This window comes from Streptomyces sp. NPDC002640 (genome assembly GCF_053592575.1).
This window is the reverse complement of record NZ_JBSFVZ010000023.1, coordinates 58,391-82,410: the sequence shown is the minus strand read 5'-3', so window position 1 is coordinate 82,410 and position 24,020 is coordinate 58,391. Positions and strand designations below refer to the sequence as shown.

Genomic DNA, 24,020 nt, shown 5'->3' with positions numbered 1-24,020 from the left:
CGCACGACCGGTCAGGCTCCGCGCCACGGGCTCCCGAAGGGCCCGGCGCGGGGCCTGATCGTCGTGCGCGCCGGGGGTTGACCGTCGTGCGCCGCGGGGCCGATCCTCGCGCGTGCCGGGGCCTGATCGTCGTGCGCCGTTCGGGGGTCGTTCACGCCGACTCGGTGCAAGACTGCACCCATGGACCGACGAACTGCCGACCGGCTGCTCAGGGCGCGCGCACAGGCCATCGCCGGCGGGGTCCGGGAGACCACCGTCGCCGGGGCACTGGACCGGGTGCTCGCCGTCCAGGCGCAGGACCTCCCGGCGGCAGCCCTCGGCCTGCGGGTCCGGGTGGCCGGCCTGACCGCCGACGACGTCCGGCGCGCCACCGACGACGAACGCACCGCGATCCGCGGCTGGTTCATGCGCGGCACGCTGCAGCTGGTGGCGGCGGACGACGCCCGCTGGCTGCTCGCCCTGCTCGGCCCGGTGCACCTGGCGCTCGGCGCCCGAAGGCTCCGCGAACTCGGCCTGGACGAGCGGCTGTGCGAGCGATCCGACCGGCTCCTCCTGCGGGCCGTGGACGGCGAGGGCCCGCTGACCCGGGCCGAACTCACCGAGCGGCTCGCCGCGTTGGGCGTGGAGAGCAAGGGGCAGGCCGCCTTCCACCTCATCCGCCGGGCGGCACTGTCCGGGCTGATCTGCCACGGCCCCCAGCGCGCCGGGGAGGCGACGTTCGTCCCCCTCGACACCTGGCTGCCGCGGACCGGTCCGCTCCCGTTCACCGGGGACGCGGCCGCGGCCGAACTCGCCCGCCGCTACCGCCGGGCCCACGGCCCCTCGGACGCCGCGGACTTCGCCCACTGGTCCGGGCTGCGCACCACCGTCTGCCGCAAGGCCTGGGCCGCGGCCGGCGAACCGCGGTGGGAGGACGCGACGGGAACCCCGCAGGGCGACGTGCGGCTGCTGCCCGCCTACGACAACTACCTGCTCGCCCACCGCCGCAGGGAGCTGTCCGTGCCCGCCGAGCACGAACACCGGGTGTGGCCGGGCGGCGGTGTCATCCGCGCGACCGTCCTGGTGGACGGGCTGGCGGTGGCCACCTGGTCGGGCGGCCGGCGCGGCACCCAGCCGGTGGTCGAACCCTTCCCCGGCGGGCCGCTGGCCGACCCCGCCGCCGCGGAGCGGATCGCCGAGGGCGTCGAGCGGGAGAGCGCCGACCTCTCACGCTTCTACGACGGCTCTCATACGCACTCCACGACCGGTCTCCGGCCGCCCGGATTCGTAACCGGTCCCTAACCCGCCCTTCCTACGTTCGGTGCCGTTCGACATACCGTCCCCCACCAGAAAAGGGCGTCGACATGGCACTCGGTCGGCATCACGACTTCAACCGACTGTGGTTCGGGCAGACCGTCAGCAACTTCGGTGACAAGATCTCCCTGCTCGCACTACCGACCCTCGCGGTCGTCATCCTGGACGGGGGAGCGTTCGAGGTCGGTGTCCTCGGCGCTCTGCGCTTCCTCCCGTTCCTGCTGCTCGCCCCGGTCGCCGGCCTCGTGGCCGACCGGGTCTCGCGCCGCACCATCATGATCGTGGCGGACCTGGGCCGCTTCGCCGCACTCGGCTCGATCCCGTTGGCCTTCGCGCTGGACTCCGTCACGATGACGCACGTCTACATCGTGGCCGCCGTCTCCGGCGTCCTCACCGCCTTCTTCGAGGTCGCCTACCAGTCCTGGCTGCCGCAGCTGATCGGGACCGAGAACCTCGTCGAGGGCAACACCAAACTGCAGATCAGCCGCAGCCTCGCCGAGGCCGTCGGCGCGGGCGCCGGCGGCGCGCTGATGCAGCTGCTCGGCGCGGCCCGGGCCATCACCGTGGACGCGTTCACCTTCCTGATCTCGCTGGCCGCCCTGCTGTTCATCCGGCACCGCGACAGCCGGGCCCGGGTGGAGGAGACCAAGGCCTCCGCGAAGGCCGAGATGAAGGAGGGCCTGAAGACCCTCTTCGGGACCCCGGTGCTGCGCGGCCTGTTCACCGCCAACGTCGTGGTCAACCTCGGTGCCGCCATGGGCGACGCGCTGCTGATCGTGTACGCGTACCAGGTCCTCGACCTCAGCCCCGGCCAGGTCGGCGTGGCCTTCGCCGTGATGTCGGTCTTCGTCATCGCCGGCGCGGTCCTCTCCGAGCAGGTCACCAAGGTCCTCACGGTCGGCCGCACCCTGGTCCTGACCGCCGTCGTGCTGGGCATCGGCTACGTCCTGGTGCCGACCGGCGGCACGGTCGCCGGCTTCGTCGGACTGATCGTGGTGCAGGCCGTCATCGGCTTCGTCTCGCCGATGTTCGACATCCACGTCCTCAGCCTGGTCCAGGGCGTCACCCCGAACGAGCAGATGGGCCGCGTCAGCGGCGCCGCCCTCTCGGCGGTGTACGGCGCGCTGTCGCTCGGCTACTTCGTGGGCGGCGCGCTCGGCGAGAGCATCGGCCTCACCGGAGGCCTGGCCGTCGCCGGAGCGATCACCGTCCTCGGCGGTCTGACGCTGCTGAGGGGCCCGGTCGCCGCCATCAAGGAGATGCCCGGCGGCGACGGCACCCCCGACGGCACCGGGGACGCCGCCCTCGCGGCCGACGCGGCGGGGCCCGCCGCCGACGGCACCAAGGTCGGGGCCTAGCCCCTCCCGCGGACCGATGCGGGCGCCGGCCGCGACGCCGGCGCCCGCCCGGTCGCGGCCCCGCCCGGTCGCGGCCCCGCCCGGCCCGGCCCCGCGCGGTCGCGGCTCCGCCGAGCCCGGCCGGCCCGGTCGCGGCCCGGACCTCGCCGTACCCCTCTCCCTCTCCACCCGACGCACGGAGGCACCAGGTGAGCGAGTCCCTCGCCGAACGCATAGCCCAACTGCCGAAGGGCCGCCGGGCACTGTTCCAGGCCCTCGCCGGCCTCGCCGGCGGACGGTCCACCGCACCGGAGGAGTCCGCGCCGGCGCCGAGGGACCCCGCCGAGGCCCCGGTACTCTCCTTCGCCCAGCGCCGCCTGTGGTTCGTCGACCAGCTCCAGCCCGGCAGCCCGGCCTACAACGTGCCGGTCGCCACCCGCATCCGCGGCCCCCTCGACGTCGCCGCCCTGCAGGGCGCCCTCCAGGACGTCGTCGACCGGCACGAGGTCCTGCGCACCGTCTACCGGGACGTGCCCGGCGCCGCCGAGGCCGTACCGCGGGTGCTGGACGGCCACCGGCTGCCGCTGCCGGTCACCGACCTGCCCGACGAGGCCGCCGTCCGCGCCTTCTACGACGCCGATGCCTCGGCCCCCTTCGACCTCGCGGGCGCCGCCCCGCTGCGCGCCTCGCTCGCCCGGCTCGCCGCCGACGACCACGTCCTCGTGCTGAACCTGCACCACATCGTCACCGACGGCTGGTCGATGCGGCTGCTCACCACCGAACTGGAACGCGCCTACGCCCTGCGCACCGGGGCCGGCGGCGAGCCGCCCGCCCCGCCCGCCCTCCAGTACGCCGACTTCGCGGCCTGGCAGCGCCGCCGCGTCGGCGGCGAGCGGCTGGAACGCCTCACCGCCTTCTGGCGCGAGGAGCTGGCCGGCGCCACCCCCGTGGACCTGCCCACCGACCGTCCCCGGCCGCCCGTCTTCGGCCACGCCGGCGCCTCCCGCTACATCGACCTCCCCCCGCGGCTCATCGCCCGCCTGCGGGAGTTCGGCCGCTCCGAGGGCGCCACCCTCTACATGACGATGCTGGCCGGCTTCGCCGCCACCCTGCGCCGCTGGACCGGCCAGGACGACATCGTCGTCGGCACCTCCGTCTCGGGCCGGGACCACCCCGCCTTCGGCGACCTCATCGGCTTCTTCGTCAACACCCTCCCGCTGCGCATCCGCACCGGCGGCGGCCTCGGCTTCGCCGACCTGGTCCGCGACACCCGGCGCACCACCCTCCAGGCGTACGCGCACCAGGAGCTGCCCTTCGACCTGATCGTCGACGCGGTCGGGGCGCCGCGCCATCCCAGCCGCCCCCCGCTGACCTCCGTGATGTTCCTCCTGGACGAGACCGCGGACACCGCGCCCCGGCTCGCCGGACTCGCCACCGAGGCCGTCGACTTCTCCTCCCGGGCCACCAAGTACGACCTGATGATCAGCGTCCACGACGCCGGCGACTCGGTCCGCGCCCTGGTGGAGTACCCCACCGACCTCTTCGACGCCGCCACCGTCGACCGCCTCCTCGGCCACTTCCTGACCACCCTCGAGGCCGCCGTCGACCGTCCCACGGAGCCGCTGGCCACCCTGCCGCTGCTCACCGAGGAGGAGCACCGCACCGCCCTCGACGACTGGAACGCCACCCGCGCTCCGTTCCCCCAGGACGCCTGCCTCCACCACCTCTTCGAGCAGCACGCCGACCGGCGCCCGGGCAGCGCGGCCGTCGTCTGCGGCGGCGCCGGCGGCTGGGCCGTCACCTACGGCGAGCTGGAGCAGCGCGCCAACCGCCTCGCCCACCGGCTCGTCGAGGCCGGCGCGGGCCCCGACCGGACCGTCGCCCTGTGCCTGCGCCGCGGCCCCGGCCTGGTCACCGCCGTCCTCGCCGTGCTGAAGGCGGGCGCCGCCTACGTGCCGCTCGACCCCGACTACCCGGCCGAACGCCTGGGGCTGCTGCTGCGGGACGCCGCGCCGCCGATCGTGGTCAGCGACTCCGAACTGGCCGGCCGGCTGCCGCTGGACGACGCCACCACGCGCATCCTGCTCGACACCGACCGCCGCGAGCTGGAGGCGCTGCCCGCCACCCGCCCCGACGTCCCCGTCACCCCGCGCGACCTCGCGTACGTCATCTTCACCTCCGGATCCACCGGCGCGCCCAAGGGCATCGCCCTCGAGCACCGCGGCGTGGTCAACAACCTGCTCGACCTCAACCGCTCCTACGGCATCGGCCCCGACGACTCGGTGCTCGCGCTGTCCTCGCCCAGCTTCGACATGAGCGTCTACGAGATTCTCGGCATGCTCGCCGCCGGCGGCACGGTCGTCCTGCCCGACCCGGCGGCCGTCAAGGACCCCGCGCACTGGGCCGATCTGATCCGGCGCCACCGCGTCAGCGTGTGGAACTCCGCCCCCGCCCTGCTCGGGCTGCTGATCGACCAGCTCGAGCACGACGGCGGTGACGGCCTGCCCTCGCTGCGCGCCGCGTTCCTCGGCGGCGACTGGATCCCCGTCGACCAGCCCGACCGGATCCGGGCCTTCGCCCCCGGCCTCGCCTTCGCCGCGCTGGGCGGAGCCACCGAGGCGTCCGTCCACTCCCTCGAGTACCGGGTGGAGCGCGTCGAACCCGGCTGGACCAAGCTGCCCTACGGGCGCCCCATGGCCAACCAGCGGGCGTACATCCTCGACGCGGCCGACCGGATCGTCCCCGTCGGCGTGCCCGGCGAACTCCACCTCGGCGGCGTCGGACTGGCCCGCGGCTACCTGAACCGGCCCGAGCTGACCGAGCAGAAGTTCGTCCAGGTCGAACTGGAGACCGGGCGCACCGAACGCCTCTACCGCACCGGCGACCGCGCCCGGTACCGGGCCGACGGCACCGTCGAACTCCTCGGTCGCACCGACTTCCGGATCAAGCTCAACGGGCTGCGCATCGAACCCGGCGAGGTGGAGAGCGCGCTGCGCGGACAGCCGGGCGTGCGCGAGGCCGTGGTCGTCGCCCGGAAGGCCGCCGGCTCCGACCGGCTCACCGGCTACCTGGTCCCCGAGGAGGGCGTCACGGCACCGGACCCCGCCGCACTGCGCACCGCCCTGGGCGCCGTCCTCCCGCCGCACTGCGTCCCCGCCGACCTGGTCGTCCTCGACCGGCTGCCGCTCAGCCCCAACGGCAAGGTCGACCGCAAGGCCCTGCCCGAGCCGCGCGCCACGGCACCCGCCGCCCCCGAGGCCGCGCCCGCGCCCGCCGGGAGTACCGCCGCACGCGCCGGAAGCACCGCCCTGCGCGTCGCCGCCGTCTGGGCGGAGGTGCTCGGCCTGCCCGCCGTCGGACCCGACGACGACTTCTTCGACCTGGGCGGCGACTCCTTCGCCGCCGTCCGCGCCGTACGGGCCGTCGCCGACGCCCTGCCCGAGGCGCGCGGCCTGCGCGTGGTCGACCTGTTCAGCCGCCCCACCCCCGCCGGGCTGGCCGCCCGCGCCGCCGAACTCGCGAACCCCGCGGGGCCCGCGGCCCCGAAGCCCGCGCACCGGCTGCTGCACCGGCTCTCGCAGCGGCCCGCGGACAGCGGTCCCGCCGCGCTCACCCTGGTGTGCTTCCCGCACGGCGGCGGCGACGCCATCGCCTACCGGCCGCTGGCCGCCTGCCTGCCCCCGCACATCGACCTGGTGGCCGTCTCCCCGCCCGGGCACGACCCCCTCGACCCCGGCCCGATGCTGCCGGTCACCGAGTTCGCCGAACTCGCCGCCCGGGAGATCGCCCGCGCCGTCACCGGCCCGTTCGCGGTCTACGGACACTGCGCCGGCGTCGTCGCCGCCCTGGAGACCACCCGCGTCCTGGAACGCGACGGCCTGCGCCCCCTCGCCCTCCACCTCGCGGCCGCCCTGCCCGAGGACGACCCCGACTTCGCCCTGGAGATGGAACGCGTCTCCACCGACGACGACCTCGTCGGCTACCTCACCACCATGGACGGCTTCGACGGCGTCCTCGACGACAGCGACCTGACCGCCGTGCTCCGGATGGTCCGGCACGACATGACCGAGGCCGCCCGCTTCTTCGCCCGCACCCCCGACGGCTACGGCGCCCCCCTGGACACCCCGGTCACCTGCGTCGTCGGCGACGCCGACGACGCGACCAAGGACTACGAACAGGGCCACCGCGCCTGGGGCCGCTACGCCCGCGACCTGCGGCTCGCCGTGATCCCCGGCGGCCGGCACTACTTCGCCAAGCACCTGCCCGACCGGCTCGCCGCCCTGCTGGCCGACCTGCACCGCAACGGAGGAACCCATGTCTGACCTCGCCGAACGGCTCGGCCGGCTGCCCCAGGGACAGCGGTCCCGGCTCCTGGGCCGGATGCGCAACCAGATGACCGCCGGCGTCGGCCCGCGCAACGAACTCAAGCGCGCCGACCACGGCCCCCGCTCCCGCGCCTCCTTCCAGCAGGAGCAGATGTGGTTCGTCGACCGCCTCGGCGCCGGCCGGGCGCGCAACAACATAGCCCTGGCGATACGCCTCGACGGCCCCCTCGACCGGGCCGCGCTCCACGAGGCGCTCAACGCCGTCGTCGCCGGCCACCAGGTGCTGCACAGCAAGCTGGTCGAGGTCGACGGGGTGCCCTGGCAGGAACCGGTCCCGTCCTTCGTCCTGGGCATCCGCACCAGCGACTTCACCGGCAGCGACGACCCCGAGCGCGAACTCGCCGAGCTCACCGCCTCCTGCGCCTCCGCCCCCTTCGACCTGGCCACCGCCCCGCCGGTGCGGGCCCACCTGGTGCGCCTCGCCGCCGAACGGCACGTGCTGCTCTGGGTCGTCCACCACATCGCCTGGGACCCCGGCTCCACCCGCGTCTTCGCCGAGGAACTCACCTCCTGCTACACCGCCGCGGCCCGCGGCGACCGGCCCAGGACCGAGGAACCGCCCGTCGAGTACGCCGACTTCGCCGCCTGGCAGCGTGCCAAGCTGGACAACGGCGAGCACCGCGGCGCCCTGGCCGACAAGTGGCGGCACCTGCTCGCCGGCGCCGAGGCCACCGAGGTCATGCCGGACCACCCGCGCAGCCCCGAGACCCGGGGCGACGGCCGCGGCCTGTCCCTCACCCTCGACGAGACGCTCCTCGACCGCCTCAAGGCGGTCGCCGACAGCGCCGACACCACCGTCTTCACCACCCTCCTCGCCGCCTTCAACGCCCTGCTGCGGCACTGGACGCACACCGAGGACGTGGTCGTCGGCACCGCCAGCGCCTCCCGCCCGCACCCCGACCTGGAACGCGTCATCGGCTGCTTCGTCCAGATGATCACCCTGCGCACCGAGGTGTCCGACGGCCTCACCTTCCGCGAGCTGATCACCCGCACCGCGGGCACCGTGATGGACGCCTTCACCCACAGCGAGCTCCCCTTCGAGCAGGTCGTCGACGCCGTCCGGCCGGCCCGCGACCCGCTGCGCCACCCGCTGTTCCAGATCGAGTTCACCTCGCTCGGCCGCTGGGGCGCCCACCGGGCCGAGGCCGCGGGCGTGGAGTTCGCCGTCGAGCAACTCCACGACGGAGCCGCCAAGTTCGACATGAGCTTCCTGGTCGGCGAGAACGACGGGCTCGAGCTGTCGCTGGAGTACAACACCTCCCTCTACCGGCACGGCACCGCCTCCGCGCTCCTCGCCGCCTTCCGGCGCGTCATCGAGCAGGTCGCCGACGACCCCGACCTCCGCGTCGGCGACCTCACCCTGGTCGAGGAACCGGCCGCCTCCCGGCACGCCCGCGAACTCTCCCGCGGCGGCCCGGTCGACGAGACCGCCTGGACCACCACCCTCGACCGCGCCTTCCGCGAGCGCGCCACCATCCAGCCCGACGCCGTGGCCGTCCGCCACGGCGGCACCACCCTCGACTACGCGGCGCTCGACCGCTGGTCCGAGGCGATCGCCCACCGCCTGCGCGACCGCGGCGTCCGCCACGGCGACCCGGTCGCCGTCCGCCTCGGACGCGGCCCCGCCGCCGTCGCGGCGCTCCTCGGCACCCTGAAGGCCGGCGCGCACTACGTCCCCGTCGACCCGGCCGCACCCGCCGAGCGCACCCGCACCGTCCTCACCGACGCCAAGGTGCGGCACGCCCTGGTCGACGGCTCCGCCGACCTGCCCCTGCCGCTGGAGCAGGTGACGACCGGCACCACCGCGCCCGTGCGCGAGGTGCCCTCGCTGCCCCCGACCTCCACCCCCGCCGACCTCGCCTACGTCCTCTACACCTCCGGCAGCAGCGGCGCCCCCAAGGGCGTGATGATCGAACACCGCTCGGTCACCCACTTCTCCCGCGCCATCGCCCGCGCCTACGAGATCGGCCCCGCCGACCGCGTCCTGCAGTTCGCACCGCTCACCTTCGACGTCTCCGTCTTCGAGGTCTTCGCCACCCTGCTGGCCGGCGGCGAACTCGTCGTCGCCGACGACGAGGAACGCCGCGACCCGGCACTCCTGCAGACCCGCATGCGCGAGGACGCGGTCACCGTGGCCGAACTCCCGCCCGCGCTGCTGCCCCTGCTCGACCAGTCCGCGCTGCCCGCGCTGCGGCTGGTCTCCGTCGGCGGAGAGGCCTTCCCCGGCAAGCTGGTGGCCGAGTGGACCGCCGGCGAACGCCGCTTCGTCAACGGCTACGGACCCACCGAGGCCACCGTCGCCGTCACCCTCATGGACTGCTCCGGCACCTACGACCGCAACCCGCCCATCGGCCGGCCCATGCCCGGCCACCAGGCCTTCGTCCTCGACGCCCGGCTGCGCCCGGTGCCGCCCGGGGTGCCCGCCGAACTCTGCGTCGCCGGCCCCGGCATCGCCCGCGGCTACCTGGGCCGCCCCGAGCTGACCGCCGAACGGTTCGTCGTCAACCCGTACGCCGACGGCCCCGAGACCGAGCGCCTCTACCGCACCGGCGACCTGGTGCGCTGGCTGCCCGGCGGCAACCTGGAGTTCCTCGGCCGCACCGACCGCCAGCTGAAACTGCGCGGCCACCGCATCGAGCCCGGCGAGGTCGAGAACGTCCTCCTCGGTCACCCCGCCGTCCAGCAGGCCGTGGCGGTCGCCCGGCCGGCCGCGGGCGGCGAACGGATGCTCGTCGCCTACGTCACCGCCGAGCAGATCGGCTCCTACGCCTCCGAGGTCGTCGACGCGGAGACCCTGCGCGCCTACGCCGCCTCCCGCCTCCCCGGCTACATGGTCCCGGTCGTCGTCGTCCTGGACGAACTGCCCCTCACCCCGCACGGCAAGGTCGACGCCGCGGCCCTGCCGCTCCCCGCCGAACAGGCCGGCGACCGGGGGACCGCCCCGCGCGACGCCGTCGAGGAGCAGATCTGCCGCGACATCCTCACCCCGCTGCTGGAGTGGTCGGCCCCCGACGTCGAGGGCGACTTCTTCGCCCTGGGCGGCAGCTCCCTGCAGGCCACCATCGTGGTCTCCCGGGTCCGCGCCCTGTTCGGCATCGACATCGCGCTCGCCGACTTCTTCGGCCGCCCGACCGTCGCCGGACTCGCCGACCTGGTGCGCGCCGCGCGGAGCGAGGCGGCCGGCGAACAGGACCGCCTGCTCGCCGTCTTCGACCAGATCGAGAACATGAGCGACGACGAGGCCGCCGCACTGCTCAGCTCCCTGCAGAACCCGGACGGCGCCCGATGACCGGCCCCGCGCCCGCGGGCGTCGACCGGGCGCTGGCCGCCCTGCCCGAGGCCAAACGGGAACTCGCCCGGATGCTCCTCGCCGCCCGCGCCCCCGTGCCCGCCGCCCCCGCCCCGCGCTCCGGCGCGGGGCCGGTGCCCGCCACCGCGCTCCAGGCCCGCCTGCTCCGCCGCGAACAGCGGTCGGCGCCGGGCAGCGGTACGGGATCCCACGCGGTCCGCCTCACCGGACGCCTCGACCACGGGCGGCTGCGCGAGGCGCTCACCGGCGTCCTCGCCCGCCACGAGGCGCTGCGCTGCCGGATCGCCGCCCCGCCGGACGGCGGACCGCCGCTCCTGACCGTGGACGACACCCCCTGCCTGCGGCTCACCCGGTCGGACCTCGGCGGCCTCGCGCCCGAGGTCCGCCGGGAGGCCGTCCGGCGCGCCCTCGCCGGGAGCGCGGCCACGGTCCTGTCCCTGGAGGCGGGCCGCACCAGCCGCTTCGAGCTGCTCACCCTCGCCCCGGACGAGCACGTCCTCGTCCTCGCCTCGCACCTCGCCGTCTTCGACGGCTGGTCCTCCGGGGTGTTCCTCACCGACCTCGCGGCCGGCTACCGCGACGGCGCGGAGAGCCTCACCCCGCCCGAACTCCAGTTCCCCGACCACGCCGACTGGCAGCGGCGCTGGCTCGCCTCCCCGGACGGCGCCTCCGCCCTGCGCGCCCGCCGCGCCGCGTTCGACGGCCTCCCGCCGGCGCCGCCCGCGGCCGGCGGGTTCGAACGGGGCCACCTGCCCGTGCGCCTGGCCCGCGGACCCGGCAGCGCGCTCGACGCCGGCCTGGCCCTCGGCGCGGCCCAGGGCGCCACCCCGTTCATGACGCTGCTCGCCGCCCTCGCCGTCGTCCTGGCCGCCCGTGACGGGCGCGACGAGGTCGTCGTCGGCACCCCCGCCGCCGGCCGGTTCGCCACCCGGCTCGAGGGCGCCGTCGGCCAGTTCACCACCGTGATCCCGCTCCGGATCGACCTCTCGGGCGCCCCGTCCTTCACCGAACTGCTGCGCCGCACCCGCGCCGCGGTCGCCGACGGCCTCACCCACCAGCGCCTGCCCGTCGACGAGCTCTTCGCCCCGGGCGTCCAGCCGTACAGCGTGCTGTTCGCCCTCCACAACTACCCCGCCGTCCCCTTCGGCCTGCCCGGAATCGAGGTGAGCCAACTGCCCGGACCGCCCGCGCGCCACCTGGAGCTCTACAGCCCCGACCCCGCCGCGACCCTCGCCTGCGTCGGCCTGGTCGAACGCGACGGGGAGATCGGCGGCACGGCCGAGTTCAACCGCCGGGCCGCCGCCCCCGAGGACGTGACCGCGCTGCTCACGGGCGTCGAGGACGTCCTGCGGCGCGCCGCCGCGTCCCCCTCCGCCCCCGCGTCCCTCTCCGCCCCCGCGTCCCTCTCCGTCCCCGGGATCACCCTCTAGCCCCTGGGAGTACCCCTTGCTCACCACCGAGTTCTACCGGGCCCCCGCGGACTGCGGCCTGGTCCGCTCCGGCGACGGCGTACCCCGTACGCCCATGCGCCTCCTCCGCGAGGAGATCCACGACGTCCTGGTGTCCGCGCCCGTCGCCGCCGCCCGGCGCACCAGGGACCCGCGCCCCGTCCACCGCGCGCTCGGCGCGGCGGGACTCCTCGCCCCGCAGTGGCCCGAGGAGTACGGAGGCCGCGGCGTCAGCCAGGTCGCCGCCGCGGTGCTCGTCGAGGAACTGGCGATGCACGACGTGCCCGACCTGCTGCACACCCTCACCGTCCAGATCGTCGGCTCCACCCTGCTCAACGTGGCGAGCCCCGCCATGAAGGCCCGCCACCTGCCCGGCTTCGCCGCGGGCACCGCCTTCGGCTGCGTCCTCTTCAGCGAACCGCAGGCCGGCTCCGACCTCAACATCCTCTCCACCCGCGCCGTCTCCGACGGGGCCGGCGGCTACAAGCTCTACGGCACCAAGGTGCACTCGCTGTTCGCCGGACTCGCCGACTACGGCCTGTGCCTGGCCCGTGGCGAGGACGACGCCTTCAGCCTGTTCCTGGTCCCCCTCCACCAGGACGGCGTCACCATCAAGGCCATCCCCGGCATCGGCGACGACGCCTTCCACGAGGTCACCCTCGACGGCGTCGCCGTCGCCGCCGACGACGTGGTCGGCGAGCCCGGCCAGGGCTGGGCCATCGTCGTGAAGACCCTCGCCTTCGAACGCACCGGCCTCGACTACTACGTCAAGGCGCTGCGCTGGTACCGGGCCGCCGTCGAACGGCTCGAGGCCCACACCGACCGGCTGGAGGCCGGCCAGCACGACCAGATCGGCCTGGCCAAGCTCAACGCCCGGCTGCTGGCCGCCGGCACCCTGGTGCGCCGGGTCCTCACCCGCATGGACCGGGGCGAGCTCAACGAGGACGAGGCGGCCGCGGCCAAGTGGTACACCACCGAACTCGCCGCCGAGGTCGCCTGGTGGGCGGCCGAACTCGACGGCGACCACAGCATGACCCTCGACGACCCCGCGACCGACGGGGTGGCACACCCACTGGACTCGGCGATGCGTGAAGCCCCCGGGATGCGGATATCCGGCGGCACCGCCGAAATGATGCTGGAGACGCTGGCCCGGCTGCGTCTCGACTCCGGGGCGGAGGTACGGCCGTGACACACGAGGCACGACAGACGGCGCAGGACAGGGAGCCGGCCGAGCGGTGGCGGGAGCGGGAGGACGAGGACGCCCTCTTCCGGCAGCTCAGGCTCACCGTCCGGCAGGGCCTGGAGATCGACGCCGGGACGCCCGGCCACACCTGGGAGGCGCTGACCCAGGTCGGCGCCTGGGAATTCGCCCTGCCGATCGCGATGGACGGCCTCGACCTCGGGCAGGCCGTGCTCGCGATGGTCTGCGAGGAGGGCGGCAACGCGATGCAGCCCGTCCCGCTCACCGACACCCTCTTCGCCCTCGACCTGCTGGCGGGGCTCGGCCCCGTCGCCCCGGAGGGCCTCGACGCGGTCCTCGACCGGGTCCGGGACGGCGCCCACCCCCTCGCCGTGCCCGGCAGACTGCCCGACCCCCGCGGCACCGTGCCGCCGGGCATCGCCTGGAAACCCGACGGGGACGACGGCGGCGTCGTCCTCACCGGCACCGGCGGGCCCTTCGCCGCCGGCGTCGGCGCGGGCTCCCTCCTGGTCACCGCCTCCGGCCCCGACGGGCCGTGCGTCGCCCTGGTGGAACTCCCCGCCGAGGGCGTCACCCTGCGCCCGCTGCGCGACCACGGCGGCGGAGCGATCGCCGCCGCGGACCTCGACGAGGTGCGCCTGCCCGCCACCGCCGTCGTGCTGCGCGGCGTCGCCGCCGAGCAGGCGCTCGCCCGGGCCGGACTGCGGGCCGCCGTGCACCAGGCCTCGCTGCTCGCGGGCATCACCGCCGCCGCGCTGACGGCCGTGGTCTCCCGCATCCGCAGCCGCCGGCAGTTCGGGCAGGCCCTGGTCAAGCACCAGGGGCCCCGGCTGCGGGTGGCGGGACTCCTGGCCCGTCTCGACGCGGTCCGCTGGGCGGTCGGCGACGCCGCCAAGGACCTCGACGCCGGACGGCTGACGCCGGGGGAGGCGGCCGGGCTCATCGCCCTCACCGCCGAGACGGCGCTCGACGTCACCCGGGACGCCGTCCACCTGCACGGCGCGCTCGGCCTGGTGAAGGACGGCCCGGTCGCCGGCTGCTACCGCCGCGCCGCCTGGGAGGCGCTCCGCTGCGGCCGTCCTACCCACCTCTGGGACCTCGCCGCCCACACCCCCTGACGGCGCCCACGGGGAAGGGGCCCCCGTCCGGGAGCCCCTTCCCTCGCCCTCACCCGCCCGCCGGCGCCGCGGCGGACCGGCAGCGGGCCCGCGGAGGGGCGGAACCCCTCACCCGAGGTCCCGCCGCATCACCCACCGGTACCGCTTGTCGCTCTTCGCCTCCGTCCGCGCCACCCGGCGGAACCCGGCCCGCTCGAACATCTCCATCGTCCCCACGTACGCCAGCGTCGGGTTGACCCGGCCGCCCTCCGGGTCGACCGGGTAACCCTCCACCGCCGGCGCCCCGTTGACCCGCGCGTGCTCCACCGCGCCCTCCAGCAGCCCCGAGGCCACCCCCCGACCGCGGAACTTTTTGCGCACCACGAAGCACGTCACCGACCACACCGGCACCTCGTCCACCGGCGGCATCGTCCGCGACGAGGCCAGCCGGTCCAACTGCTTGCGCGGCGCCACGTTGCACCAGCCGGCCACCTCGCCGTCCACGTAACCCAGCACCCCGGGCGGCGGGTCGGCCGCCTCCACCAGGGAGCGCAGGTGCTCCCCCCGCTGGTCGGCGGTCATCCGCCCGTAGTCACCGGTGGTCAGCCGCCACGCCATGCACCAGCAGGTGTGCGCGCTCCTCCGCGGCTGCAGAACGGCTTGGACGTCGTCCCATCGCTGGGCGGTCGCCGGCAGAACTTCCCATGTCATCGAGGTACTTCGCTTTCTTCTCTCGCCGTCGCGGATGCCGTGCCCGGGCCCGTGGGCCGCGGCGGCACCCGCCGGTCCTCGCGGACGGCGGCGGCCAGGACCCGCACGGCCCGGTGGCACTCCCGTCGTCCGACGTCCAGATGGGTGACCAGCCGGACCACGTCCGGTCCGGGCGCGGTCACCAGTACTCCCTCGCGGGCCGCCCGCCGGGCCACGCCCTCGGCGTCCGGTACCTCGACCAGCACGATGTTGGTCTCCGGCGCCCGCACCACGCACCCCGCCTCGCGCAGCCCCGCCGCGAGCAGTCCGGCGTGGACGTGGTCCTCGCCGATGCGCTCCAGGTGGTGGTCCAGCGCGTGCAGGCCGGCGGCGGCCAGGATCCCCGACTGCCGCATCCCGCCCCCCATGCCATGCCTCAACGAGCGTGCGCGCGAGAGGTGTTCGGCCGCCGTCAGCAGCACCGACCCCACCGGCGCGCCCAGCCCCTTGGACAGGCACACCGCGAGCGTGTCCGCGACCTCCGCCCCGTACGCGGACAGCGGCGTGCCCGTCGCGGCGTGCGCGTTCCAGATCCGCGCGCCGTCGAGGTGCACCGCGATGCCGGCGTCCGCGGTCAGCCGCCGGATTTCGCGCAGGGTGGAGAGCGGGTACACGGTGCCGCCCGCCCGGGTGTGGGTCTGCTCGAGCGCCACCGCGCGGGTGCCGACAGTGTAGGCGTTGCCCGTCCGCAGGACGCGCGCCAGCGCCTTGCCGTCGAGGAGCCCCCGCTCGCCGCAGACGGTGCGCGTCTGGATCCCGCCGTACCGCGCCGGCGAACCCTCCTCGTGGGCCAGGACGTGGGCCTCGGCGTCGCACACCAGCTCCTGCCCCGGGGCGACCAGCAGGCGCAGCGCGATCTGGTTGGCCATCACCCCCGACGGCACGAACAGCGCGGCCGGGAAGCCGAACATCCCGGCCACCCGGTCCTCCAGCGCCCGGACGGTGGGATCCTCCCCGAACAGGTCGTCGCCGACCTCGGCTGTCGCCATCGCCCGGCGCATGCCGGGCGTGGGACGCGTGACGGTGTCGCTGCGCAGGTCGGTCACGGTCGTCGTGGTCATGACGGAACGTCAGCTCCTCGGTCGTAGGGCTCCGGCGTCAGCCCGCGGGCCGCGGCCCACTCCAGCAGCGGGCGCGTCAGCTCCCAGGTCTCCCGGACGAACGCGGCCGCGCCCGCCGACGCCAGGGCCGGGCCCGGACCCAGCCGCCGCCCCGCGTCGACGGTGCGGTGCCGCAGCAGGTCCAGGCGGGGGTGGCCGGCCGCGACACCGCGCGGCCGGGAGACCAGCCGGTTGCCGCCCACCGTGAAGCCCCGCTCCGTCAGCCCCGCCACGATCGCGGCCAGCTCCGCGCCGCCGTCCTCCTCCTCGACGGCGGCGCGGTAGCGGGCGACCTCGGCGCTCCCGTGCGGGTACCAGCGCCCGGAGGCGTAGAGCCCGTCACGGTCCAGGTGGACCCAGAACCCGAGCGCGGGCAGCAGGTCCAGGTAGGCGCCCTGGTACGTCTTGTAGGGCGACTTGTCGTGGGACATCCGGGTGTCCCGCACCGGGCCGAGGACGCGCACCTCGCCGGCGTCGCCGGCGAAGTGCGCGGAGAGCTCCGCGGCCAGTTCGAGCATCGGGGCCCGCACGTCGCGCTCGTAGACCTCGCGCAGGCGCGACCGCCACGCCTCCTTGGTGTTGTCGGCCGCGAGGTCCGCGTACAGCCGCGGGGCCGAGGCCGGGAAGCCGCCGAACGTCACGCGAGGTACCCCGGCAGCGGGTGACGGGCGCACAGCTCGGCCACCCGGGCCCGCGCCGCGCGGCGCACCGCCTCGGGCAGGGTCCCGGAGCCCGCGCGCAGCGCGTCGAGCACGTCGGCCACCAGGTCCGCGCACTCGGCGGCCGCCGCGCGGTCCATCCCGCGCGCCGCCAGCGTGTTGCTGCCCAGCCGCAGCCCGGCGGTGGTGCGCACCGGCGTGGTGTCGCCCGGAACGCGGTTGCGGTTGACGACGATTCCGCAGGACTCCAGGGCCTGCTCGGCCACGTCGCCGGTCAGCCCGGTGCCCCGCAGGTCGAGCAGGACCATGTGGGTGTCGGTGCCGCCGGTGACCAGCCGCAGGCCGCGCTCCAGGAGCCGTTCGGCGATGGCCTGGGCGCCGTCGGCGAGCCGCTTGGCCAGCTCGGCGAAGCCGGGCCCCGCCACGTGGTGCAGGGCGCGCGCCTTCGCCGCCACCGAGGCCAGGTCGGGGGTGCCCTGGGTGAAGGGGAACACCGCCCGGCGCATGGTCGACGCCAGCGTGCCCCGCTCGGGGCCGGCCCGCCGGGCGTCCCGGCCGAGCAGGATCAGCCCGCCGCGCGGCCCGTAGAGCTGCTTGTAGGTGCTGGTCGTGGTCACGTGGGCGTGGTCGATCGGGCTCGGGTGCAGGCCCGCGGCGACCAGGCCCGCGATGTGCGAGATGTCGGCGAGGAGATAGGCGTTCGCCTCGTCCGCGATCTCCCGGAACCGGGCGAAGTCGATGGTGCGGGGGTAGGCGCTCGCGCCGGCGACGATCAGCTTGGGCCGGTGGTTCAGGGCGAGTTCGCGGATCTGGTCGTAGTCCAGCAGTCCGTCCCGGGTGAGCCGGTAGCCCTTGGCGTCGTAGTGGCGGCCGGTGACCGAGGCGGGGGAGCCGTGGGTGAGATGGCCGCCGCAGTCCAGGTCCAGCCCGAGCAGGGTGTCCCCGGGAGCGAGGAGCGCGGTGAGCACGGCCAGGTTGGCGGACGACCCCGAGTGCGGCTGGACGATCGCGTCCTGCGCCCCGAACGCCGTGCACGCCCGTTGGATCGCCAGCCGCTCGATCTCGTCGGCGACCTGGCAGCCCCCGTGGTAGCGGGCGCCCGGATAGCCCTCGGCGGTGAGGTTGCCGAGCGGGCTGCCGCCGCAGGCCAGCACCGACGGGTCGGCGACGCTGGAGGCGGCCACCATCATCAGGGTGCTGTTCTGCCGCGCCGTCTCCCGGTTCAGCAGGTCGTACAGGGCCGCGTCGGTCCGGCGGAGCCGGTCGGCGGCGTGGCCGGCGAAGGCGGTCAGGCCGGACCCGTCCGGCACGGCCCGGTCCTCGGCCGCGTCGAGCGGCGCGGGCAGGGTGAACGTCATGACTGTTCCCTCCTGGAGTGTGCGGCGGCCGCGGCGTGCGCGCCGTCCGCCTCTTGGGACGAGCCGTCGGCAGGGGCGGCCAGGCCGGCCGGTGCGGGCAGGTCGCCCGGGTCGTCGGCGTCGACCGGGTCGTCGGGCGAGAGCGCGCCGAGCGCCTCCGCGGCCGCCACGGCGCCGGCGCCGTGCTCCTCGTCGGCGGCGATCTTCGCGGCGAGCTCCCCGACGACCGGCGTCCGGAACACCGTTCGCACCGGCACGGGCACCCCCAGCAGCTCCTGGAGCAGCCCGGCCAGCCGGGTCCCGCTGAGCGAGTCGCCGCCCAGCTTGAAGAAGTTGTCGTCGGGAGCGACCTGGTCGATCCCGAGGATGTCGCCCACCGCCGCGCAGCACACCAGCTCCAGCGGGCTCGGCATCCCGCCGTCCTCGCCGTCCCCGTCGGCCGTGGCGGGACCCCCGTCCGGCTGCCGGGTGCCGGCCGTGGACGCCAGCAGCAGGCGGTCCACCTTGCCGTTGCGCGTCAGCGGCAGCTCCTCGAGCACGGTGATCGCGGACGGGACCATGTAGCCCGGCAGCTGCTCCGAGAGGCGGGCGAGGATCCGCCCGCCCGGACCCGCGCCGTCGGCCGCCACGACGAAGGCGTGCAGCCGCCGGACGCCGTGGGCGCTGGCCGGGGCGACCACCACGGCCGCGGTGACCTCCGCGTCCTGGCGCAGCGCGGCCTCGATCTCGCCGAGCTCGATCCGGTGGCCCTGGATCTTCACCTGGAAGTCGTCACGGCCCAGGATCTCGATGCCGCCGTCCGGCAGGTACCGGCCCAGGTCGCCCGTCAGGTAGGCGCGTTCACCGGTCTCCGGCAGGTGGACGAACCGGGCGCGGGTGCGCTCCTCGTCGTCCCGGTAGCCGAGCGCCAGGCCCACGTCGCTGGCCACGGCCATCTCCCCGACGACCCCGAGCGGACGCTCGTGGGCGGTGCCGTCCACGATGTAGTAGCGCTGGTTGGTGATCGGCGTGCCGTACGGGATGCTCGTCCACGCCGGGTCGACCTCGCCGATCGGCTGGAACAGCGACCAGCAGATGGTCTCCGTCGGGCCGCCCGACCCCACCACCTGGATGCCCGGGGCCTGCGCCCGCAGCCGGTCCGGCAGCGTCAGCGGGATCCAGTCGCCGGACAGCACCGACAGCCGCAGCGACTCCAGCAGCCGCGGCCCGTCCCGCCGCTCCCGCACCTCCGCCTCGCCGACCAGCAGCTCCATCAGCACCGGCACGGAGTTCCACAGGGTGACCCGCTCCGCCGCCACCAGCTCGGCCCACACGTCCGGCTCGGCGTGCTCGAACGGCGGCGGCACGACCACCGTGCCGCCCTGGGTCAGCACCCCGAACACGTCGTAGACCGAGGCGTCGAAGTGCAGCCCGGAGATGGCCAGCAACCGGTCGGAGGCGTCCACGCCGAAGCGCGCCGCCACGTCCCGCACGAGGTTCACCACGCCGAGGTGGTCCACCATCACGCCCTTGGGCTCACCGGTCGAACCCGAGGTGAAGATGGTGTACGCCATGTCCGCGGGGGTCTGCGCGGTCTCCGGCCGGGTGGCGTCGCCGTCCTCGAAGTCCAGGTCGACGCGGTGCACCCGGACGTCCGGCACCCCTTCCAGGCGCGGCTCGACCCAGGACTGCGTGAGGACCGTGCCGACCTCGGCCCGGGCCAGCAGGCCGCGCAGCCGCTCCGGCGGCACCGACGCGTCCAGCGGCAGGTACGCCGCCCCGGAGGCCAGGACGCCGTACACCGCCGCGTACTGCTCCCAGCCCTTCTCCGTCACCACGCCCACCAGCTGCCCGGGCCGCACGCCCTGCTCCCGCAGCCGACGGCCGATCCGCCAGGCGTAGGCGGCCAGTTCGGCGTAGGTCAGCCGGCGCCCGGCGTCCACCACGGCCTCCGCGCCGGGGGTCCGGTCCGCCTGCTCGGCGAACATCTCGTGCAGCGTGGTGTACGGGATCCGGCCGGCGGTGTCGTTGATCCGGCGGCGCAACTCCCGCTCCGCCGGGGGGATCAGGTCGAAGCGGCGGCTGCCCAGGCACGCCGGGTCCTCCACCAGGCGGCCCAGCAGCCCGACGTAGGCGCCGAACGCGGCCTCGGTGAAGCCCGGCGCGAACGCCCCGTCCACGTAGTCCCAGATGACGCGCAGCTCACCGCCGAGCTCGCGGAGCTGGACGTCCAGCGACACCTGCGGGGTCTGCGAGATCGAGTACACCTCGTGCCCCAGGTCGGTCACCGGGCGGCGGGCGGGGTAGTCCAGCAGGCTGGTCACCACCACCGGCATCCCGGCCTGCGCGCCCGCCCCGTGCAGCCGGGTGAGTTCGCGCAGCACGCGCACGCCGTTGAAGTCGCCGTGCTCGGTGTCCCGCCGCAGCTGGTCGCGGAGCGCGTGCGCGCGGTCCAGGAACGTCTCGCCGGAACCGTCCGCCGCGAGCAGCACCGCGTTGGTGAAGTCGCCCAGCACCCCGCCGATGTCCTCGTGCACCCGGGGCCGCTGGAACACCGGGTAGTTCAGCGTGAAGTCCGTCTCCTCCGCCCAGCAGCGCACCACCTCCGCGAAGGCGGCGGTGAGCAGCACCGACGGCGTCAGCTCCGCGTCCCGCGCCACGTCCTGGAAGCGCCGCCAGTCGGCGGGGGAGAGGCGGTGCTCGTGCCGCGCGAAGCGGACCTCCCCCTCACGCGCCGGGCCGGCCGGCAGGGTGGGCGCCGGGGGCAGCTGCGGCACCCGCTCCAGCCAGTAGTCGCGGGCGGTGCGGAAGGCCTCGGTGTGCGGCAGGACGTCGGCCCGCCACCGCGCGTACTCGGCGAACGTGACGCCCGGCGCGGGGAGTTCGGCGCCGGGGTTCTCGTAGAGGTCGATCAGGTCCGGGAAGAGCACCTGGAAGGCGCTGGAGGCGTCCAGCACCTGCAGGTCGATGCCCAGGTGGATGCGCCCGGGACGGTCGTCGCCGGGCAGCAGCACGATCCTCAGGTCGAACAGCGGCCAGGCGCCCACCGCGAAGACCCGGTGGCTCATCTCCGTCCGCAGCTCCTCCAGCCGGGCCCGCGCCCCGTCCTCCGGCAGCCCGCGCAGGTCCACCACCGGTATCCCGTACGCCGGCGGATCGGTGAGCACCTGCTGCGTTCCGTCCGGGCGGCCGACCGCGCGCAGCATGTCGTGGCGGGCGACGACCCGCCGCCACGCCCCGGCCAGGCGGTCCGGGTCGAGGCCCGCGCGCTCCCACTCGAAGTAGCCGTAGCAGCCGATGCTGCCCAGCTCGACGCCCTCGCCCCGCCCGATCATCAGAGCCTGTTGCGTCTCGGTCATCGGGAAGGGCGCGGTGAGGGGCGCGGCGTCCTCGAGGGGGCCGTGCAAGAGCTCGGTCATGGTCCAACTCCACTCGCGGTAACGGGAATTCATCGGGCCTGAAGGCAGGGGGAGCGTCGCGCCGCGGGGCGGGGCGAGGCGGGGGGCGCCGCGGGACACGGCGAGGCTAGGGCGGGCCGGTTAGCCACCGGTTACGCTCCGCCCGAGCGCGCCGCCGGTGCGCCCCTCGCCGGCCCGCCGCCGGCCCGCCGCGGCGAGAGCCCGCCCGGCACCCCGCCCGACACCCCTTCCGGGAGCCGCCCGGACGCGCCGTCGGACGGCCCGTGCGCGAGGTCGTGCGCGGGGTCGTGCGTGCGCCCGTCCGTGAGGCTGTGCGTGGGGCCGTGCGTGGGCCCGTCCATGGGGCCGTCCACCGCCGCGTCCGACAGGGAGCGGGCGAAGAGGCGCACCAGGGGGTGGAGCAGGTAGCAGGGCCGGCCCCACTCGTCGGCCCCGCTGACCTGCAGCAACGCGGCGTCCGCCATGGTCTCCAGCAGCAGCTCCGCGTCGCCCTCGGTCACCGCGAGCAGCTCCGCCGCACGCACCGCGGGGAACGGCCGGTTCCCCAGCACGGCGAGCGCCCCGAACGCCCGGCGGGCCGCGGGGGGAAGCGCCCGCCAGGAGGGCAGCAGCGCGCCGTGCACGTCCAGGTCGCCCGAGCGCAGCTCCCGCAGCCGGGTGGCGGGGTCGGCCAGCCGCCGGGCCAGCCGGTCGGGCGTGCAGTGCGGCCGTGCGGCGATCCGGGTGCCGACGATCCGCAGCGCCAGCGGCAGACCGGCGCAGTGCCGCACGATCACGGCCGCCGCCCCCGGCGCGGCGGCGAGGCGGTCCGCACCCGCCGCGGCGGCCAGCACCTGGTGGGCCGGCCCCTCCTCCAGCGGGTCGAGGGCCACGGTGTGCGCCCCGGCCACCGTCGGCAGCGCGGTGCGTCCGGTGACGAGCACCGCCGGCTCGGGGGTGTTGGGCAGCAGCGGTCCGAGCTGGGCCGCGCCCGCCGCGTTGTCGAGGAGGATCAGCAGCCGCCTGCCCCCGGTGCGCTCCCGGTAGCGGCGGACCAGTTCGTCCGGGTCGGTGTCCGCCTCCACGGTGGCGCCCAGCGCCCTGAGCAGGTGCCGCAGTACCTCTCCGCACGGCCGCGCGGTGCCGTCCGGCGCGCGCAGGTCGGCGTACACCTGCCCGTCCGGGAAGTCGCCCTTGCGGTGGTGCGCCGCGTGGACGGCCAGCGCGGTCTTCCCGACACCCGCCATGCCGGTCACCAGCACCCGGCGCGGGCGGCCGGCGCCGGGGTCCGGGGCGAGCGCCCGGAACAGCACGGCCAGCTCCCGGTCCCGTCCGGTGAAGTCCACGGTGTCCGGCGGCAGCGTCGCCGGGGCCACCTGGCCCTCCCGGGCCGGGTCGCCGGCCGTCTTGCCGCCGGGGGCGGCGGGACCCGCCCCGGTCCGCGCCCGGGGCGGGCGCTCCAGCGATCCGTCGAGCAGGGCGCGGTAGGTGGCCCGGAGCTCCTCGCCGGGGTCCACGCCGAGCTCCTCCGCCAGGACGGCACGCCCCTGGTGGTACAGGTGGATGGCGTCGGCCTGCCGGCCGCACCGGCACAGCGCCGTCATCAGCTGACTGCGGATGCGCTCCCGCAGCGGGAACGCGACCAGCAGACCGGTGAGTTCGACGGTGAGCTGCTCGTGCCGGCCGAGTGCCAGGTCGGCCGCCACCCGGTGCTCCAGGGTCGCTGTGCGGGCCTCCGTCAGGAGCGGCGATTCGGCCTCGGCGAGATGGTCGGTGGTGTTCAGCAGCGGCGGCCCGCTCCAGCACGCCAGGGCCGCCCGGAGAAGTTCGCCCGCCTTTTCGTAGTCCCGCGCCAGAAGTGCTTCCCGGCCCGCGTGATCCAATTCCTCGAATTCGATCAGGTCCAGACGGGAATTGCTTATGGCCATGGCATATCCGGGGGGCCTGCGGTCGATGAGGACGTCGGCGCCGAGAATCTTCCGCAGCCGGGAGACGTAGGTGTAGAGCTGGGCGCTGACCGTCGCGGGCGGGGCCCAGCCCCACAGCAGCCGGCTGAGCCGGTCGTCCGGCACGACCTCCCCGCGTGCCAGCAGGAGCGCGGCGAGCACGGTGTGCAGCTTGGTGCCGGAGAGCGGCACCCTGCGTCCGTGCTCCCGTGCCTCGACCGGCCCGAGCACTCGAAATTCCATGGCGCCCCCCGTTCGTGATGCGTGCGAAGAATCTCCGGGCGACGCTAGTGGCGATCGTTGTCGTCCCGTTATCGTGTCGATTTCACGGGGCCCCGGCGCGCGAAATCGCGACAACAGGGGAGTGAAAGGGGGCGTCCTTACTGTCCTTCGCACCGCAGCAAGCGGCAATGACGGTCCACCGATGAGGGGGAATCGCAATGCGCAGCACTCGGACGTCGAAGCGGGCGAAGTTGGCCGGTCTGGTCGCACTGGCCGGTCTGATCGCGGGAGCCGGCGCGGGGGCCGGCTCGGCCGCCCACTCGGTCATCGCCGCGCACGACGACGACATGCCCTGGGGCGTCGTCAAGCCCCTCGGCAACCAGTACGGCCAGAACGGCGACATGCCCTGGGGCTGACCTCCCCGGGCCCGGTGGAACGCGGAAGGTCCGCCCGGCACGGGGGCGGACCTTCCGCGTTCCACCGGCCCCCGGTACCGGGTCCGAGATAGGGAGAGCGGGGTGTAGGGGAAAAGTTGGG

Annotated in this window: 14 protein-coding genes; 8 read left to right on the top strand and 6 right to left on the bottom strand. The window is 75.4% G+C overall.

All coding sequences use genetic code 11. The features are described 5' to 3' along the window. Positions 1-180 precede the first annotated feature (180 nt). The 7 genes from ACWD3O_RS26555 (at position 181) to ACWD3O_RS26525 (ending at position 14,092) form a co-directional block, all read left to right on the top strand. Positions 181-1,281, top strand: a complete 1,101-nt coding sequence (locus ACWD3O_RS26555) for a winged helix DNA-binding domain-containing protein (protein WP_451417621.1) — start codon at positions 181-183, stop codon at positions 1,279-1,281. Between the two features lie 62 nt (positions 1,282-1,343). Beyond that, positions 1,344-2,651, top strand: coding sequence for an MFS transporter (locus ACWD3O_RS26550; RefSeq protein WP_451417620.1), 1,308 nt, complete (start codon positions 1,344-1,346; stop codon positions 2,649-2,651). Between the two features lie 188 nt (positions 2,652-2,839). Next, positions 2,840-6,952, top strand: coding sequence for a non-ribosomal peptide synthetase (locus ACWD3O_RS26545; protein WP_451417619.1), 4,113 nt, complete (start codon positions 2,840-2,842; stop codon positions 6,950-6,952). Then, the gene (locus ACWD3O_RS26540) at positions 6,945-10,304 is read left to right on the top strand and encodes a non-ribosomal peptide synthetase (protein WP_451417618.1); all 3,360 of its coding nucleotides are present in this window, start codon (positions 6,945-6,947) and stop codon (positions 10,302-10,304) included. The genes ACWD3O_RS26545 and ACWD3O_RS26540 overlap by 8 nt, the downstream gene beginning before the upstream one ends. After that, the gene (locus ACWD3O_RS26535) at positions 10,301-11,755 is read left to right on the top strand and encodes a condensation domain-containing protein (RefSeq protein ID WP_451417617.1); all 1,455 of its coding nucleotides are present in this window, start codon (positions 10,301-10,303) and stop codon (positions 11,753-11,755) included. Before ACWD3O_RS26540 ends, ACWD3O_RS26535 begins: the two co-directional genes overlap by 4 nt. 16 nt (positions 11,756-11,771) lie before the next feature. Further along, entirely contained in the window at positions 11,772-12,962 is a 1,191-nt protein-coding gene (locus ACWD3O_RS26530) for an acyl-CoA dehydrogenase family protein (protein ID WP_451408559.1), read from the top strand. After that, complete coding sequence (locus ACWD3O_RS26525; protein ID WP_451417616.1) at positions 12,959-14,092, top strand: acyl-CoA dehydrogenase family protein; 1,134 nt, start codon at positions 12,959-12,961, stop codon at positions 14,090-14,092. Before ACWD3O_RS26530 ends, ACWD3O_RS26525 begins: the two co-directional genes overlap by 4 nt. A gap of 108 nt (positions 14,093-14,200) precedes the next feature. On the opposite strand, the gene ACWD3O_RS26520 is transcribed toward ACWD3O_RS26525, so the two are convergent. The 6 genes from ACWD3O_RS26520 to ACWD3O_RS26495 all read right to left on the bottom strand — a co-directional run bounded on the left by ACWD3O_RS26520 (position 14,201) and on the right by ACWD3O_RS26495 (position 23,504). Then, positions 14,201-14,782 carry an N-acetyltransferase family protein gene (locus tag ACWD3O_RS26520; protein WP_451417615.1) on the bottom strand — a complete coding sequence of 194 codons (582 nt, stop codon included), beginning with the start codon at positions 14,780-14,782 and terminating at the stop codon, positions 14,201-14,203. After that, the gene (locus ACWD3O_RS26515) at positions 14,779-15,882 is read right to left on the bottom strand and encodes a threonine aldolase family protein (protein ID WP_451417614.1); all 1,104 of its coding nucleotides are present in this window, start codon (positions 15,880-15,882) and stop codon (positions 14,779-14,781) included. The genes ACWD3O_RS26520 and ACWD3O_RS26515 overlap by 4 nt, the downstream gene beginning before the upstream one ends. After that, positions 15,879-16,562 (bottom strand): DUF2461 family protein, encoded by a 684-nt coding sequence (locus tag ACWD3O_RS26510; RefSeq protein WP_451417613.1) that lies wholly within the window; start codon positions 16,560-16,562, stop codon positions 15,879-15,881. Before ACWD3O_RS26510 ends, ACWD3O_RS26515 begins: the two co-directional genes overlap by 4 nt. Beyond that, the gene (locus ACWD3O_RS26505) at positions 16,559-17,938 is read right to left on the bottom strand and encodes a serine hydroxymethyltransferase (RefSeq protein WP_451408554.1); all 1,380 of its coding nucleotides are present in this window, start codon (positions 17,936-17,938) and stop codon (positions 16,559-16,561) included. The genes ACWD3O_RS26510 and ACWD3O_RS26505 overlap by 4 nt, the downstream gene beginning before the upstream one ends. Continuing rightward, complete coding sequence (locus ACWD3O_RS26500) at positions 17,935-21,336, bottom strand: non-ribosomal peptide synthetase (RefSeq protein ID WP_451417612.1); 3,402 nt, start codon at positions 21,334-21,336, stop codon at positions 17,935-17,937. Before ACWD3O_RS26500 ends, ACWD3O_RS26505 begins: the two co-directional genes overlap by 4 nt. Positions 21,337-21,467: 131 nt before the next feature. Then, the gene (locus ACWD3O_RS26495) at positions 21,468-23,504 is read right to left on the bottom strand and encodes a BTAD domain-containing putative transcriptional regulator (protein ID WP_451417611.1); all 2,037 of its coding nucleotides are present in this window, start codon (positions 23,502-23,504) and stop codon (positions 21,468-21,470) included. Between the two features lie 197 nt (positions 23,505-23,701). On the opposite strand from ACWD3O_RS26495, the gene ACWD3O_RS26490 reads away from it, so the two are divergent. After that, a complete protein-coding gene (locus ACWD3O_RS26490; RefSeq protein WP_451408551.1) occupies positions 23,702-23,899 on the top strand; it encodes a hypothetical protein in 198 nt (65 codons plus the stop codon). Positions 23,900-24,020 lie beyond the last annotated feature (121 nt).

What these genes read in the sequence shown, in the direction of transcription:
- ACWD3O_RS26515 (WP_451417614.1), bottom strand. Translation starts at nt 15,882, where the DNA reads ATGACCACGACGACCGTGACCGACCTGCGCAGCGACACCGTCACGCGT.
- ACWD3O_RS26540 (WP_451417618.1), top strand. Translation starts at nt 6,945, where the DNA reads ATGTCTGACCTCGCCGAACGGCTCGGCCGGCTGCCCCAGGGACAGCGG.
- ACWD3O_RS26490 (WP_451408551.1), top strand. Translation starts at nt 23,702, where the DNA reads ATGCGCAGCACTCGGACGTCGAAGCGGGCGAAGTTGGCCGGTCTGGTC.
- ACWD3O_RS26550 (WP_451417620.1), top strand. Translation starts at nt 1,344, where the DNA reads ATGGCACTCGGTCGGCATCACGACTTCAACCGACTGTGGTTCGGGCAG.
- ACWD3O_RS26500 (WP_451417612.1), bottom strand. Translation starts at nt 21,336, where the DNA reads ATGACCGAGCTCTTGCACGGCCCCCTCGAGGACGCCGCGCCCCTCACC.
- ACWD3O_RS26495 (WP_451417611.1), bottom strand. Translation starts at nt 23,504, where the DNA reads ATGGAATTTCGAGTGCTCGGGCCGGTCGAGGCACGGGAGCACGGACGC.
- ACWD3O_RS26520 (WP_451417615.1), bottom strand. Translation starts at nt 14,782, where the DNA reads ATGACATGGGAAGTTCTGCCGGCGACCGCCCAGCGATGGGACGACGTC.
- ACWD3O_RS26555 (WP_451417621.1), top strand. Translation starts at nt 181, where the DNA reads ATGGACCGACGAACTGCCGACCGGCTGCTCAGGGCGCGCGCACAGGCC.
- ACWD3O_RS26505 (WP_451408554.1), bottom strand. Translation starts at nt 17,938, where the DNA reads ATGACGTTCACCCTGCCCGCGCCGCTCGACGCGGCCGAGGACCGGGCC.
- ACWD3O_RS26535 (WP_451417617.1), top strand. Translation starts at nt 10,301, where the DNA reads ATGACCGGCCCCGCGCCCGCGGGCGTCGACCGGGCGCTGGCCGCCCTG.